This window comes from Brevundimonas sp. ALps5 (assembly GCF_058681645.1).
The window spans coordinates 504,394-518,361 of record NZ_CM178744.1; the positions used below are offsets into that span (position 1 = coordinate 504,394).

A 13,968-nucleotide genomic window follows, 5' to 3' on the forward strand; every position below is an offset into this window, starting at 1 on the left:
CTGAAAGCTTCACCACAATCAGACCCACGAGCCCCCTCAAGGAGCGCCGATGCCGCATGCCGACAGCCTGATCCTCACCCTGGTCGGGGGCTTTGTCCTCGCCTTCGTGTTCGGCATGTTGGCGAACCGGCTGAAGCTCTCACCGCTGGTCGGCTATCTGGTTGCCGGGATCGTGGTCGGGCCGCATACGGCAGGCTTCGTCGCCGATACGGAGCTGGCCCCCCAGCTGGCCGAGATCGGGGTGATCCTGCTGATGTTCGGGGTCGGGCTGCACTTCTCCCCCGCCGACCTGATGAAGGTCAGGAAGGTCGCCGTTCCCGGCGCTCTCGTTCAGATCGGCGCCGCGACCGCACTCGGCTGGGCGCTGGGCCGACTGCTCGGCATGGGCGACCTTGAGGCGGCGCTGATGGGCTTCGCCCTGTCGGTGGCCTCGACCGTGGTCCTGCTCCGGGCGCTGGAAGAGCGGCGTCAGGTCAAGGGCGAGATCGGCGGCATCGCCGTCGGCTGGCTGATCGTCGAGGACCTGGTGATCGTCATCGCACTGGTCATGCTGCCCCTGCTGATCGTTCAACCGGGTCAGGAACTGGGCGCCGTCGAGCTGGCCAAGTCGATCGGCTGGACGCTGGGCAAGGTCGCGGTCTTCGTCGGCGCCATGCTGTTCATCGGCCCGCGCGTCCTGCCCTGGCTGCTGGTCCGGATCGCCCACACCAGGTCGCGTGAGCTGTTCACCCTCGGCGTTCTGGCCATCGCCCTGGGCATCGCCTTCATCGCCTACTGGATGTTCCACTCGTTCGCGCTCGGCGCCTTCCTGGCCGGCCTGGTGCTCAACTCCTCGCCGCTGGGCCATAACGCCGCCGAGCGGTCCCTGCCCCTGCGCGACGCCTTCGCGGTGCTGTTCTTCGTCTCGGTCGGGATGCTGTTCGACCCGATGATCCTGGTGACCAAGCCGCTGACCGTTCTGGGCGTGCTGGGCATCGTCATCGTGGGCAAGGCCATGGCGGCCCTGGCCATCACCTTCGCCTTCAAGCTCGACAAGGCGACCAGCCTGACCATCGCAGCCAGCCTCGCCCAGATCGGGGAGTTCAGCTTCATCCTGGCCGCGCTCGGCGTGTCGCTGGGCGCGCTCAGCCAGCAGACCCACGACCTGATCCTGGCCGCCGCCCTGATGTCGATCTCGCTCAACCCCTTCGTCTTCGCCCTGACCGACCGTCTGGGCGGCAAGCCGAAGCCCCCTGCCCCCCCGGCCGCCCAGCCAGTCAAGCTGGTGGACGTCGTCTAGGGCTGCACGGCGGCCGAGGCGCGGAAGGCGCGCGGGGTCACCCCGACCTCGGCCTTGAAGGCGCGATTGAACGGCCCGACCGAGCCGAAGCCGCAATCGAAAGCGATATCGAGGATCGGCCGGCGCGCCGGATCGCGCAGCAGCGTCTTCGCCTGTTCGATCCGGTGGTGATTGATCATCCGGTTGAAGTTCTCGAAGCCGAGAACCCCGGTCACGCATTGGGAGACCCGATATTCGGGCTGGCCCAGACGCGCAGCGACGTCGGCGACCTTCAGATTCGGCTCGGCGTGGATCTGTTCATCCTTCAGAAGCCGCTGGATGCGGGCGGCCAGGTCCTGATCCTCGGCCGTCGGCGCCCGCCGCGCAGGCCGCACCGGCTCCACCAGGGGGTGACGCAGCCGCCAGACGATCGCCGCCGCCCCTGTGATCAGGCCGCCGACAGCGCAGCCGCTGTTGATCAGGTCCAGCCGATACGCCTCCGCCGCCGTCACCGCCGACCCGTGCGGGGCCATGATCGAGACCGCGACCAGGGCCGCATAGACGACCACGAAGGCGAGCCGGAACCGCTTCTCGGCCTTCGGCAAATCCCGCCGAAAGCGATGGAAGGGCTCGAAGAAGGTCAGCAGCAGGGCCGCCGAGCCGGTCAGCGCATAGGTGTTGTCAGCGATCTGGCGCGGCCCCGTCGGCAAGTTCAGCACCGTCAGGGCGCCACTGACGACCAGAACCCCGACGACGATCCGGGGCCACCAGGCATCTCGTGGCGCCGGATCGAACAGCGCCCGCGCGATCAGCCAGGCCCAGCCACAGGCCCCGAGCCCGATCATATCGAGCAGTGTCCCCGCCGCGCCGCCCGCACCGTTCAGGAGGTGGCCGACGGCGTAGCAGGCGAACGAGACTGCCATGGCGGCCCCGTAGGCGGCCAGCCGGCCGGGCGCCCGCCACGGGCCGTTCGTTCGCTCCGTCGTGAAGGCGGTCGTCATCGCCATCCGGTTGCCTCATCGGCCGCACGGATCGCGGCCCGACGCCACTGTGTCGGTCCGCAGGTCCCGGCGTCAAACCCCTCGCTCAACTCTTTCTGGCCGATTTGCAAATCGGCGAGACGGCGACGACCTCCGGCTCGCAGCCTCGGCGCGGCTCCATGCCGGGGTCGCGTCCGGAGCTCCCATGACGACCTCTCTCCCACTACCGCCGCCCGCACCCGGCGGTTCAAAACTTCTCAGCCGGGCGGGCGTCGCCTGGTTCGTCGTCGCGGCCGCCGGCCAGACGGCCTTCATCCTCTTCATCGTGCTGTTTTACGGCGTGCGCACCCTGTCGGGGCGTTTCGCCGCCTGGAACGACAAGCCCCTGATCACCGGCTATGTCGAGGGCGACGGCGTCGGCAATTGGGTCTTCGCCGCCCATGTCCTTCTGGCCGCCGTGGTGACGCTGGGCGGGTTGATGCAGCTGGTCCCGGCGCTGCGGCGGCGCTTTCCGGCGGTCCACCGCTGGACCGGGCGGAGCTTCCTGACCATCGCCTGCTTCCTGGCGCTCAGCGGCCTGTGGATGTCGGTGGCGCGTGGCGCATACCTCTCGGTCGTCTCCGAGGTGGCTATCGGGATCAACGGCCTGCTGATCCTGATCTTCGCCGGACTGGCGTGGCGCGAGGCGACCCGCCGCCGCTTCGACAGCCATCGGCGCTGGGCCATGCGGACCTTCATGGTGGTCAGCGGGGTGTGGTTCCTGCGGGTCGGGCTGATGGGCTGGGTCCTGATCAACCGGGGGCCGGTCGGCATGACCAAGACCCTGTCAGGGCCCGCCGACATCGTCCTGACCTTCGGCAGCTATCTGATCCCGCTGGCAGTGCTGGAGCTCTATTTCGCGGCCGGACGGAGTTCCAGCGGCGCCTTCCGGATTCTCGTGGCCGGGCTGGTGCTGGTCGCCGCCGCCTGGACGGCGCTGGGCTCGGTTGGCGCCGCGGCCCTGATGTGGGGCCCCTACCTCTGACGAAACGGGGCGCGCCTCTCGCGAAGCGCGCCCCGAACCGTTCAATCTGTGTCTGGCGTCAGAGGACGCCGATCATGCTCGCGACCAGCGGGTGACGGACGATGTCCTGTTCGGCCAGGCGCACCACCGAGATTTCCGGCACGGCTTCGAGACGCTGGGCGATGTCGGCCAGGCCCGACACGCCCGGCAGCAGGTCGGACTGGTGCGGGTCGCCGGTGACCACCATGGTCGAGTGCCAGCCCAGACGGGTCAGCAACATCTTCAGCTGGACGTAGGTGCAGTTCTGGGCCTCGTCGACGACGACGAAGGCGTTGTTCAGGGTGCGGCCGCGCATATAGCCGATGGGCGCGATCTCGATCAGACCCTCGGCCATCAGGGCCCCGACCCGCTTCATCGACAGCCGGTCCGACAGGGCGTCGTAGAGGGGCCGCAGATAGGGGGCCAGCTTGTCCTCCATGGCGCCGGGCAGGAAGCCGATCGATTCCCCGGCCTCGACGGCGGGGCGGCTCAGCACGATGCGGCCGACCTTGCCGGCCTCCAGCGCCTCGACCGCCTTGGCCACGGCCAGATAGGTCTTGCCGGTGCCTGCCGGGCCGAGCGCCACGCAAAGGTTGTGGGTGTCGATGGCGTTCAGCAGTTCGGCCTGGCCCTCGGACTTGGGCTTCAGCGTCTTCAGATAGCCCTGGTCCCGGTCGTTCGACGGATAGGGCGACCACGCGCCCTGATGGCTGTTGTTGTGCGATGTCGGCAAGCGGCGGACTTTCGAGTCCTCGATGAACGAGCTGGAATCGAAAACGCCTTCACGAGTTTGGCGCTTCATGGCTGCACGCTTGGTCATGGTTGCCTCCAGGGCATGAAAAAAGGCGATGCTTCAAAAGCATCGCCTCGAACGACGGTGGGGAGGAGAGAGGAAACGGCGACAGGCCGTCCGGGGTCGGATGAAGGGCCAACTTCCAGCGGAAAACACCGCTGCCGAACCGAACGCGTCACTCACGTTCCCCGTAGCTTGACCGGACCGGGCTTGATCCGGTTACGGATCCGGGACCAGAAGAGGGTCTCGAATCGCATCAACACTTTGATGCTAACGTGGTTTACGAGACCTTAAAGGCCTCATTTTCTTGAGATATGACGGTGTTGTGATGACTGTGTATTCGCTTGGCGACAAGAAACCGCAGCTTCCGCCCGAGGGGGAATACTGGATAGCGCCCAATGCTGTGGTGCTAGGGGACGTGATTCTGAAACCGGGCGCCAGCGTCTGGTTCGGTTCCGTGCTGCGCGGGGATACGGATACCCTGACGGTGGGTGAAAACAGCAACATCCAGGACCTCAGCGTCCTGCATGCCGACGCCGGCGCGCCCCTGACCATCGGGGCCAATGTCACCGTCGGGCACAAGGTCATGCTCCACGGCTGCACCATCGGCGACAACAGCCTGATCGGCATCGGCGCCGTGATCCTGAACGGGGCGGTGATCGGGAAGAACTGCCTGATTGGCGCCAACGCCCTGATCACCGAGGGCAAGGTCATCCCCGACGGCTCCATGGTCGTGGGTCAGCCGGGCAAGGTCGTCCGTGAACTGAACGAGGGCCAGATCGCCGCGCTGGAGATGTCCGCCCGGCACTATGTCCAGAACTGGAAGCGGTTCGCGGCGGATTTGAAGCCGCTCTGACTATTGCGTCCGCGCAGCCAGTGGATAGGCGATGATCAGGACCAGGGGCTCGTCCCCGACCTGCTTGATGCCCACGTCGGCGCCTTCATAAAGATAGGCGGCGGTCTCCGGCCCCATGGCCTCGGTACGGCCGTCCGAGGCCACCTCCCCCTGCCCGCTCACGACATAATAGATCTCGTCATGGGTCAGGACGTGCAGGCCGATGGTCGCCCCCGGGTGCAGGATGCGCTTGCGGAACTCGAAATTTCGCCCCGGCGCGGCGTCCGACAGGCGGAAGGCGGTACTGCGGCCCACGCCGTTGTGCGGCGGCGGCGACTGCTCGACCTGCACATCGGCCTCCTTGACCACGACCATGGGACGCGGCGCGGCGGGCTCGGCGGTCTGAGGCAGAGCGATGAAGGCGGCGGCGAACAGTCCGGCGAGGATCATGGCGGGTCTCCAGGGTCTATGTCGCCAGACTAAATCTCAATGACACCGGTGGACACTGCGACCGGTCGCCCTACTGAGCCGATGCAGGCGGCGGCGTGACCTCATAGGCCGAGACATGGTTCAGGGCGATCACCCAGCGGCCGTCGATCTTGCGGAACAGCCGGGTGTTGATCCCCTCCATCGGCTTCTCCGGCCGATCCAGCCGGTAGTGGCCGATCAGCTGGGCTGCATCCGGCGCCAGGAACTCCACCGTCATGTCGTAGAAGGTCAGGGTCCCGCGGCTCTCCGGCGTCGGGCCGTAGTTGCGGATGTAGTCGTCCAGCGCGCCCTGCCAGCCGTTCTTGATCTTCCCGCCCGAGACGAAGACGACGTCCGGATTCTTGAAGCCCTGCATGTAGCCCCCGTAGTCGCCCCGGTTCCACGCGGCCTGCATGTCGGAGATGACGGTCAGGATGGCGGCGCGTTCGGCGGTTTCGTCGAACGCCTCCTGAGCCCGCAGCGGGGCTGCGAAGGCGAGCGAGAGGGCGAGAGCAGCGAACAGGGTGCGGATCATGGGGTGGGCCTCAGTCGGGTCTTGAGCCATCGGGCGGCGGCGGCGGGGGACTGCTTGTTCGTATCGCCGTCGACCTGCTGGTTGGCCTCGCGCATCGCTTCGACGGGAACGGCGCCGACCAGAGGCTGGAGGGCGGCGCGCAGCCGGGCGTCACCGGCCCGCTTCGGCGCGATCAGGATCAGGGCGTCATAGGGCGGGATGGCGCCCTTCGGATCGGCCAGCACGACCAGATCGTCGGCCGCGATCCGCCCGTCGCTGGAGAAGGCTGAGATGACGTCGACGTCGCCATCGACCACAGCCCGATACATGAAGGTCGACTGGTACTGCTTCTGCTGGCGGAAGTTCAGGCCGTAGCCGTCCTTCAGCGCCGTCCATTCGGGCCGGGAGAAGAACTCATAGTCGGCGCCGATGGCCAGATTTCCGGAGCGCCCGCCGAGGTCGTCCAGCGACCGGATATTCAGCGCCGCCGCCCGGTCACGCCGCATGGCCAGGGCGTAGGCGTTCTCGAAGCCGAGGCCGCCGAGGACGGTGATCCCATGCTTCGTCTTCAGCCATTCGGTGACTTGGCGCGTCACTTCCTCCCGGCCCGGATTGTCGGTGTGGCCCATCGCCGTGCCCCAGACGGTGCCGGAATATTCGACATAGACGTCGATGTCGTTCTGGCTCAGCGCACGCAGGATGACGGTCGAGCCGAGGCCGCTGCGCTCCGAGGCGTTCAGCCCCTTCGCCTTCAACTCGTCCGCCATCAGGGCCGAGAGGATGAACTGTTCCGAGAAGGTCTTGGACCCGATGACATAGGTGGCGGGCTTGGGGATCAGGGCAGGGGCGACGGCCAAAGCCAGCCCGGCCAGCAGGACGGCGGCGCCCACGATCACCCGCTTGCGGCTGCGCCTCGCCAGTCCGCTCTCGATGAGCCCAAGAAGTTGGTCCACCACCAGCGCCAGCGCCGCAGAGGCTCCGCAACCGAACAGGACGAACACCCAGTTCTCGGTCTGCAGCCCGGTGAAGATGTAGTTGCCCAGCGACGTCTGGCCGATGGGCGTCGACAGGGTTGCGGTGCCGATCACCCAGACGGCGCTGGTTCTGATCCCCGCCAGAATGACCGGCGCGGCCAGCGGCAGTTCGACGCGGAACAGGGACTGACGCTTCGTCATCCCCACGCCCCGCGCCGCCTCCAGCACGGCCGGATCCAGCCCGGTCAGGCCCGCGACCGTGTTCCGCACCATCGGCAGCATGGAATACAGCGTCAGGGCCAGAAGCGCCGGCAGGAAGCCCAGCGCCGAAAAGCCGACGCCGAACAGACTCTTCATCAGCCCCGACAGGCCGAGCAGCAGGGGATAGAAGAGCGCCAGAAGGGCGAGGCTCGGGATGGTCTGGATCAGGCCCGATCCGGTCATCAGCGGCCAGCGCAGGGCCGGTCGGCGGCTGGCCAGCACCGCGAGCGGCAGGCTGATCGCTGCGCCAAGCAGCAGGGCGAGCGCGCTCAGGATCACATGCTGGCCCAGATAGTCGGGCAGCCGCGCCCAGGCGGCCGCGACGGGGCTATCCATTGGCGCCCCCGAATTTCGAAGCGATCCGGGCGGCCTGCCGACGCGGGGCCTCCAGCAGGTCGTGGACATAGGGGTCGGCGCCCTCCCCCATCAGCTCCGCGGGCGGCCCCGAGGCGACCAGCCGCCCTTCGCGCATCACGCCCAGCCGATCGGCGATCAGCAGGGCCTCGTTGACGTCGTGGGTGACCATGACCGTGGTCAAGCCGAGTTGGTCGTGCAGCCGGCGGTAGGCCTCGGCGAGACCGTCTCGCGAAATGGCGTCCAGAGCGCCGAACGGCTCATCCATCAGGACCAGCGACGGCCGCGCCGCCAGGGCCCGGGCGAAGGCCACGCGCTGCCTCTGGCCGCCCGACAGGCTGGCCGGAAGCCGCCCGCCCCAGACCTCGACCGGCAGTTCGACCATATCCATCAGCTCCGCGACCCGCGCCGCGATCTCCGCCTCGGACCAGCCCAGAAGGCGCGGCGTCACCGCGACGTTCTCCGCCAGGGTCATGTGAGGGAACAGGCCCGCCCCCTGAAACACATAGCCGATGCCCCGTCTCAGCTCGGGCGCCGGGGTCGCGGTGTTGAGCGCGCCGTCGATATGGACCTCGCCCACATCCGGCTCGATCAGCCGGTTGATCATCTTGAGCAGGGTCGTCTTGCCCGAGCCCGAGCCGCCGATCAGGGCCAGGAACTCACCCTGCGCCACCTCCAGCGACAGGTCCCGCACGGCCCATGTCCGGCCGCCGTCGAACGACTTTCCGAGGCCGGACAGGATCAGGGCTGACGTCATCGGCGGCCTTTGCGACGGGAGGCTTCACAGTGGGCGAGGTCGCGCCCGAAAGCGAGTGTTGTCGGAACGGCCCCGTCGTGGTGAATGGCCCCATGCGTAGTTTGTTGCCGCCCCTCGCCCTGTTGTGTCTCGTTGTGGGCGGCTGTTCGACGGCCGGGCAGGTGCAGCGCGGGTTCGGCGATGCGGTGACCGCGCCCCTGGTCGATCTGAACGTGCGTCGCGACCAGATCCCGACGGTCCTGCTGCAGGCCCAGGCCAATCCCTATGATCAGCGCAACCTGAACCAGTGCTCGACCGTCGGCGCCGAGGTGATGCGGCTGGACGAGGCGCTCGGGCCCGACCGCGACGAGCCCCCCGCCCCGAACGGCTCGACCCTGAACGAACGGACGCAGGATGCGCTGGCCAAGGCCGCGCTGGACGCCATCAAGAACGCCGCGACCGACTTCATCCCCTACCGCAACTGGATCCGCATGCTGACTGGCGCCCAGGCCCGGTCGCGCACCGTGCAGGACGCCATCGAGGCCGGCCGCCTGCGCCGCGCCTTCCTGAAAGGACTGGGCATGCAGCTCAACTGCGCCCCGCCGGCCTCCCCCGCATGGTTCCGGCCGCGGGGCGGAAGCCAGCGCTAGCGACGGCGAACCGTATCGCTCCGGTCCCCCCGGATCTGGACCGAGCCTTCCTTCGTGAAGGCCTCGAAGGACGTCTTCTCGATGTTCCGGAACTCGCCGGTCCTGTCCCAGTCCCAGTCGAAGGAAATCTTCTCGCCCTTGTGCGCGAACTTGCCGGACCAGCGGGCGAAGAAGGAATATTTGTCGCCGCCGATGATGATGACGTGCCGATGCAGCGCCGTCTCATTGCCCTCCGGACGGGGCGGCTCCTCCAGATAGGTGTTGTAGGCGTGGAAGCCTGACTTCTCGATGCGCATGATCAGTTCGACGTATGCCGCGCGTGGAAGTCGCGACGGAACTGCTCAAAGCGGCCGTGGGCGATGGCTTCGCGCATGGCGGCGGTCAGGGCCTGGAAGAAGGCGATGTTGTGCCAGCTCAGCAGCACCTTGCCGAGGATTTCATCAGCCCGGACCAGATGGTGCAGATAGGCCTTCGAATACTGTGACGACGGCCCGTCGATGGTCGGGTCCAGCGGGTCCTGGTCTTCGGCGAAACGGGCGTTCTTGAGGTTGATCGGCCCGTCCCAGGTCCAGGCCTGACCGTGCCGCCCGGCCCGGGTCGGCAGGACGCAGTCGAACATGTCGACGCCGCGATACACCGCCTCGACCAGATCGATGGGCTTGCCCACCCCCATCAGATAGCGCGGCCGGTCGGCGGGCAGCATCTCGGGCGCATAGTCCAGCACCTCGCACATGGCCTGATGGCCCTCGCCGACGGCCAGACCGCCGATGGCGTAGCCGTCGAAGCCGATCTCCTGCAGCTGTTCCGATGACTGGCGGCGCAGGTCCTCGAAGGTCGAGCCCTGCTGGATGCCGAACAGGCCTTGCGTCTCACGCGTCCCGAAGGCGGCCTTGGAGCGCCGGCCCCAGCGGATCGAGAGCTCCATCGCCTTGCGCGCGGCGTCCTTCTCAGCCGGATAGGCCACGCACTGGTCCAGCTGCATGGAGATGTCGGCGCCGATCCGGTCGGCCTGGATCTCGATGGACCGCTCCGGCGACAGGACGTGCTTGGAACCGTCGATGTGGCTGGAGAAGGTCACCGCCTCCTCCTTCACCTTGGAGATGCCGGCCAGGGACATGACCTGGAAGCCGCCGCTGTCGGTCAGGATCGGCTTGTCCCAGCCCATGAATTTGTGAAGCCCGCCCAGACGTTCCATCCGCTCGGGGCCCGGGCGCAGCATCAGGTGGTAGGTGTTGCCCAGGATGATGTCGGCGCCGGTCGCCTTGACCTGATCGACCGTCATCGCCTTGACCGTGGCCACGGTGCCGACCGGCATGAAGGCCGGCGTGCGAATGTCGCCGCGCGACGTCTTCAGGACGCCGGTGCGGGCGCGGCCTTCGGTGGCGGAAATCTCGAACGGAAAGGGCAAGGCGAAGTCCGGGGCAGCAAGTCAGGATCGCGCGTCATACAGGATCGCGTGGGGCGAAACTGTGAAAAAGCGCCGGACCGAATCCGGGGCGTCCGCCTAGGCGATGATGTCCGGAAGAATGCGGCTCTCGATCTTCACGATCTCGTCGCGCAGTTGCAGCTTCTTGCGCTTCAGCCGGGCGATGCGCAGCTGGTCCGGGATCGGCATATGACCCAGGGCCTCAATGGCGGCGTCGAGGTCCGAATGCTCCTGCCGCAGGTGCTTGACCTCGTCATGCAGCGCAAGCTCGTCGTCGGTTACGAAGGGTTCGTCGTCGTTCATGAATCAGTCCCGGCCCGTCCTCGGGACGAGCGCTGGTTTTATACCTGACCGCGGCTCAGGCCGGAAGGGATTCGGAGAGCAAGACCAGCGCCGGACGGGGCACGATCCGGGCCCAGAGCCGGGCCGTCTCCACCAACCCCTCGATGGCGCGGCGTGGCGAACCCGAGGGCGCGGGAGCGAGGGCCTCCAGCGCTTCCAGAAGCTTGCGCTCGGCCAGAAGCTCCACCGCCTTGATCTGTTCGCGCACGGCCTCGCGCGCCGCATCGTCCATGTCGGGGATCGGGGCCTTAAGGATGCGACGGACGGCGCGCAGGGGCGAGACGGCGCTGTCGGCCCAGGCCCGGGCGGTGTCGCACGCGGCCTCGATGTCGTCCTCGTCGGGACGGCGTCCCGTCTCGGCGACCCAGGCGGCCCAAAGCAGCAGGGGCACATTCTGATCGGCCGCATCCTGAAGATGCAGGCAGGCGTCCGCCACCCCCGGCGCCGCATAGGCCTTGAGCGCCCAGTCCCAGAGGCCGTCGCTCATTCGTCGGCGGGCCCCTTCAATCCGTCCCAGCGCTTCACCGGCGACCAGTCGAGGCCGAACAGATCCAGCGCCCGGCCAACGGACTGATCCACCATCTCGGCGATGGAGGTCGGCTTCGCATAGAAGGCCGGCAGAGGCGGGGCGATGGTCGCCCCCATCTCGGCCAGCGAGGTCATGGTCCGAAGGTGACCCAGATGCAGCGGGGTCTCGCGCACCATCAGGACCAGAGGCCGCCGCTCCTTCAGGACCACGTCGGCGGCGCGGGTCAGGAGCGACGAGGTCACCCCCGTGGCGATCTCGCTCATGGTGCGGACCGAACAGGGCGCGACGATCATTCCCAGCGTCCGGAAAGAGCCCGAGGCGATGGCGGCGCCGACGTCGTTCAGCCGATGCGTCACATCGGCGCGACCGGTCAGGTCGTCGGGCGTCAGATCGGTCTCCTGCGACAGGGTCAGCAGGGCCGCCCGGGTCACGACCAGATGGCTCTCGACGTCCAGTTCCCGCAGGGCGTCCAGCACCCGCACGCCGTGGACGACGCCCGAAGCCCCGGAAATTCCGACCACTAGACGAGCCCGGTCCCGGGGGCGGCTGGATGTCGCGGGGTTCCGTACAGCTCCGTTCACATCAGGGTCCATATTGGGCTTCAGGCTCTCCGGGTCCGGAGCGGTTCAGGGTCTGTGGTCGTCACTCAACCGTGATTTCACAGGCCGCCGATCCGGGCGCTCACTGTGTGGTCCCTTAGACATGGAGGCGCAAGCCATGACCATCGAAGCTCGTATCCGGGAGTTGGGAAATCGGCATCGTCAGCTGGATGAGACCATCCAGCGGGAGCTGATCCACCCGTCGTCGGATCCGCTGCAGGTCAGGGAGCTCAAGCGAAGAAAGCTCCGATTGAAGGAGGAGATTACCAGTCTCGAGGCCCGGACGGGTTAGGTCCGGGGGATCTGTAAAACCAGAATTGGAAAGGCCCCGGGGAATGCTCCCCGGGGCCTTTCTTCCTCCCCACGCCGTGGGGAGGGGGACCACCGCGCGCTTGCGCAGTGGTGGAGGGGTCTCCCCCTTATTCCTTCGTGCCGAAGACCGACTCGGCGGTCCATTCGGAGGTGCGACGTTCGGCGGCCTCGGGGACAAACTCTTCTTCCTCGACGACTTCCGGTTCGACCGGCTGGAGGACGCCGCCGCCCTTCTTTAGGTCGTCCTTGTTCTTCTTGGCCGCCGCCTTGGAGATCAGCTCGTCCAGGACCAGCTGGCCGACCAGGCCCAGGGTCACCGGATCGACCGGCTTGATGTTGGAGCTGTTCCAGTGGGTGCGGTTGCGCACGCTCTCGATGGTCGATTTGGTGGTGCCCAGCAGCTTGGCGATCTGAGCGTCGGTCACCTCGGGGTGGTTGCGCACGAACCAGGCGATGGCGTCCGGGCGGTCCTGACGGCGCGACACCGGGGTATATTTCGGGGCCGGCTTGTTGGACTTGAGCAGTTCGGCGTGACGGCTGACCACCGCCTTCATGCGGTAGTCGGGGTTCTCCTGGGCCTTGTCGAGCTCTTCGCGCGTCAGCTGGCCGCCGGTGATGGGATCGACGCCGCGGATGTCGCGGGCCACGTCGCCGTCGGCGATGCCGCGCACTTCCAGAGGGTGCAGGCCGCAGAAATCGGCGATCTGCTCGAAGGTCAGGGAGGTGTTATCCACCATCCAGACCGCGGTGGCCTTGGGCATGAGGATGTCGGTCATGGGCATATGTCCCGGAAGGTTCGACCCGCTCTGGCGGGTTCTGGATACAGCGGCGCCCGACCTTTCGGCCGGGCGCGATGTTCGGGATATAGGCCGTTTCGCAGTAAAAGAAAACGTTGCGTGACAAGAACTGTCATCGTCGTACAGCTAAGGTTCAGGTTGTATGGCCGAGCGTGAGGACCAGGGCGGCTCCGGCCGCGATATCGTTCTGGAGGGAACATCATGTCGATCAAGACCAGCGTCTCAATCTCCGCCGCGGCTTTCGCCGCCCTGACCCTGCTGACCCCGATGTCGGCCAGCGCCCAGCGTGGCGGCAACGGCGGCGGCCAGCCGGGTGGCAGCTATATCCAGACCTGCTCCGACGCCCGCGTCGACGGCGGTCGCCTCTATGCCGAATGCCGCACGGGCAATGGTCGCGAGTCGCGCTACAGCTCCATCGAGTACGGCCGCTGCGCCGGCGACATCAGCAACAACCAGGGCCTGCTGGCCTGCAACGGCGCCCAGGCGCGCCTCGAGAACCGCGGTGGCGGCAATGGGGGCGGCAACGGCGGCGGCAACAACGGCGGGGGCTGGAACGGCCGCCAGCCCGACGGCAGCTACACGCGCAGCTGCAACAGCATCCGCGTCGACAGCGGCCGCCTCTACGCCCAGTGCTCCGACACCCGCGGCGACCGGCGCTCGACCTCGATCGAGTTTGGCCAGTGCCGGGGCGACATCAGCAACAGCAACGGCCTGCTGGCCTGCAACGGCGCGCTCGGCCGGTTCGAGCGTGACGACCGTCCCGGAAACGGCGGCGGCTGGGGCGGCGGCAACGGCCCGGGCAATGGCAACGGCGGCGGCAACGGCGGCGGCTGGGGCGGACGCAACTCCATCACCGTCTATGAGGATTCCAACTTCCGCGGCGGCTCGGCGACCTTCAACGGCGAAATGCCCAACCTCGGCCGTCGCCAGCTGAACGACAACATCAGCTCCATGCAGATGAACGGTGCCTGGGAAGCCTGTTCGGATCCGTACTTCCGGGGGACCTGCCAGACCTTCACCGGCGACGTCCGCAACCTGAACAACACCGCGCTCAACGACCGGATCTCGTCGCTGCGTCCTGTGCGCGGCTGGTAGACC

The 13,968-nt window shown here is 67.4% G+C and carries 18 protein-coding genes; 6 read left to right on the forward strand and 12 right to left on the reverse strand.

Annotated features, from left to right (window positions below; translation table 11 throughout):
* Nucleotides 1-49: 49 nt before the first annotated feature.
* Entirely contained in the window at nucleotides 50-1,279 is a 1,230-nt protein-coding gene (locus ACW172_RS02130) for a cation:proton antiporter domain-containing protein (protein ID WP_492033549.1), read from the forward strand.
* Here the strand turns inward: ACW172_RS02130 and ACW172_RS02135 are convergent.
* Nucleotides 1,276-2,265, reverse strand: a complete 990-nt coding sequence (locus tag ACW172_RS02135; RefSeq protein ID WP_492033550.1) for a helix-turn-helix domain-containing protein — start codon at nucleotides 2,263-2,265, stop codon at nucleotides 1,276-1,278. The two genes, ACW172_RS02130 and ACW172_RS02135, sit on opposite strands and share 4 nt — an antisense overlap.
* Nucleotides 2,266-2,443: 178 nt before the next feature.
* Here ACW172_RS02135 and ACW172_RS02140 point away from each other — a divergent pair, with 178 nt between their 5' ends.
* Nucleotides 2,444-3,262, forward strand: a complete 819-nt coding sequence (locus ACW172_RS02140) for a DUF2306 domain-containing protein (RefSeq protein WP_492033551.1) — start codon at nucleotides 2,444-2,446, stop codon at nucleotides 3,260-3,262.
* 58 nt (nucleotides 3,263-3,320) lie between these two features.
* On the opposite strand, the gene ACW172_RS02145 is transcribed toward ACW172_RS02140, so the two are convergent.
* Nucleotides 3,321-4,112 (reverse strand): PhoH family protein, encoded by a 792-nt coding sequence (locus ACW172_RS02145; protein WP_492034925.1) that lies wholly within the window; start codon nucleotides 4,110-4,112, stop codon nucleotides 3,321-3,323.
* Nucleotides 4,113-4,401: 289 nt separating this feature from the next.
* Here ACW172_RS02145 and ACW172_RS02150 point away from each other — a divergent pair, with 289 nt between their 5' ends.
* Nucleotides 4,402-4,929 carry a gamma carbonic anhydrase family protein gene (locus ACW172_RS02150; protein ID WP_492033552.1) on the forward strand — a complete coding sequence of 176 codons (528 nt, stop codon included), beginning with the start codon at nucleotides 4,402-4,404 and terminating at the stop codon, nucleotides 4,927-4,929.
* Here ACW172_RS02150 and ACW172_RS02155 read toward each other — a convergent pair whose 3' ends face one another.
* The 4 genes from ACW172_RS02155 to ACW172_RS02170 form a co-directional block, all read right to left on the reverse strand.
* Nucleotides 4,930-5,358 carry a cupin domain-containing protein gene (locus tag ACW172_RS02155; RefSeq protein WP_492033553.1) on the reverse strand — a complete coding sequence of 143 codons (429 nt, stop codon included), beginning with the start codon at nucleotides 5,356-5,358 and terminating at the stop codon, nucleotides 4,930-4,932.
* A gap of 70 nt (nucleotides 5,359-5,428) precedes the next feature.
* The gene (locus ACW172_RS02160; protein WP_492033554.1) at nucleotides 5,429-5,911 is read right to left on the reverse strand and encodes a YybH family protein; all 483 of its coding nucleotides are present in this window, start codon (nucleotides 5,909-5,911) and stop codon (nucleotides 5,429-5,431) included.
* Complete coding sequence (locus tag ACW172_RS02165) at nucleotides 5,908-7,461, reverse strand: ABC transporter permease/substrate-binding protein (RefSeq protein WP_492033555.1); 1,554 nt, start codon at nucleotides 7,459-7,461, stop codon at nucleotides 5,908-5,910. Before ACW172_RS02165 ends, ACW172_RS02160 begins: the two co-directional genes overlap by 4 nt.
* Entirely contained in the window at nucleotides 7,454-8,236 is a 783-nt protein-coding gene (locus ACW172_RS02170; RefSeq protein ID WP_492033556.1) for an ATP-binding cassette domain-containing protein, read from the reverse strand. The genes ACW172_RS02165 and ACW172_RS02170 overlap by 8 nt, the downstream gene beginning before the upstream one ends.
* 92 nt (nucleotides 8,237-8,328) lie before the next feature.
* On the opposite strand from ACW172_RS02170, the gene ACW172_RS02175 reads away from it, so the two are divergent.
* Nucleotides 8,329-8,865 carry a hypothetical protein gene (locus ACW172_RS02175; RefSeq protein ID WP_492033557.1) on the forward strand — a complete coding sequence of 179 codons (537 nt, stop codon included), beginning with the start codon at nucleotides 8,329-8,331 and terminating at the stop codon, nucleotides 8,863-8,865.
* Here the strand turns inward: ACW172_RS02175 and ACW172_RS02180 are convergent.
* The 5 genes from ACW172_RS02180 to ACW172_RS02200 form a co-directional block, all read right to left on the reverse strand.
* Complete coding sequence (locus tag ACW172_RS02180; protein ID WP_492033558.1) at nucleotides 8,862-9,161, reverse strand: hypothetical protein; 300 nt, start codon at nucleotides 9,159-9,161, stop codon at nucleotides 8,862-8,864. The two genes, ACW172_RS02175 and ACW172_RS02180, sit on opposite strands and share 4 nt — an antisense overlap.
* Before the next feature lie 2 nt (nucleotides 9,162-9,163).
* Entirely contained in the window at nucleotides 9,164-10,273 is a 1,110-nt protein-coding gene (tgt, locus tag ACW172_RS02185; RefSeq protein WP_492033559.1) for a tRNA guanosine(34) transglycosylase Tgt, read from the reverse strand.
* A 96-nt stretch (nucleotides 10,274-10,369) separates the two neighbouring features.
* Nucleotides 10,370-10,594, reverse strand: coding sequence for a YdcH family protein (locus tag ACW172_RS02190; protein ID WP_492033560.1), 225 nt, complete (start codon nucleotides 10,592-10,594; stop codon nucleotides 10,370-10,372).
* A 55-nt stretch (nucleotides 10,595-10,649) separates the two neighbouring features.
* On the reverse strand, nucleotides 10,650-11,120 hold the full coding sequence (locus ACW172_RS02195; RefSeq protein WP_492033561.1) for a TIGR02444 family protein: 471 nt from the start codon (nucleotides 11,118-11,120) through the stop codon (nucleotides 10,650-10,652).
* Nucleotides 11,117-11,755 carry a UbiX family flavin prenyltransferase gene (locus tag ACW172_RS02200; RefSeq protein ID WP_492033562.1) on the reverse strand — a complete coding sequence of 213 codons (639 nt, stop codon included), beginning with the start codon at nucleotides 11,753-11,755 and terminating at the stop codon, nucleotides 11,117-11,119. The genes ACW172_RS02195 and ACW172_RS02200 overlap by 4 nt, the downstream gene beginning before the upstream one ends.
* A gap of 124 nt (nucleotides 11,756-11,879) precedes the next feature.
* On the opposite strand from ACW172_RS02200, the gene ACW172_RS02205 reads away from it, so the two are divergent.
* Nucleotides 11,880-12,053: a YdcH family protein gene (locus ACW172_RS02205; protein ID WP_492033563.1), complete on the forward strand. Its 174-nt coding sequence runs from the start codon at nucleotides 11,880-11,882 to the stop codon at nucleotides 12,051-12,053.
* Nucleotides 12,054-12,180: 127 nt separating this feature from the next.
* Here the strand turns inward: ACW172_RS02205 and ACW172_RS02210 are convergent, their stop codons facing one another.
* Nucleotides 12,181-12,849, reverse strand: coding sequence for a DUF1013 domain-containing protein (locus ACW172_RS02210; RefSeq protein WP_492033564.1), 669 nt, complete (start codon nucleotides 12,847-12,849; stop codon nucleotides 12,181-12,183).
* A gap of 222 nt (nucleotides 12,850-13,071) precedes the next feature.
* Between ACW172_RS02210 and ACW172_RS02215 the strand changes: the two genes are divergently transcribed.
* A complete protein-coding gene (locus ACW172_RS02215) occupies nucleotides 13,072-13,965 on the forward strand; it encodes a beta/gamma crystallin-related protein (RefSeq protein WP_492033565.1) in 894 nt (297 codons plus the stop codon).
* Nucleotides 13,966-13,968: the final 3 nt, after the last annotated feature.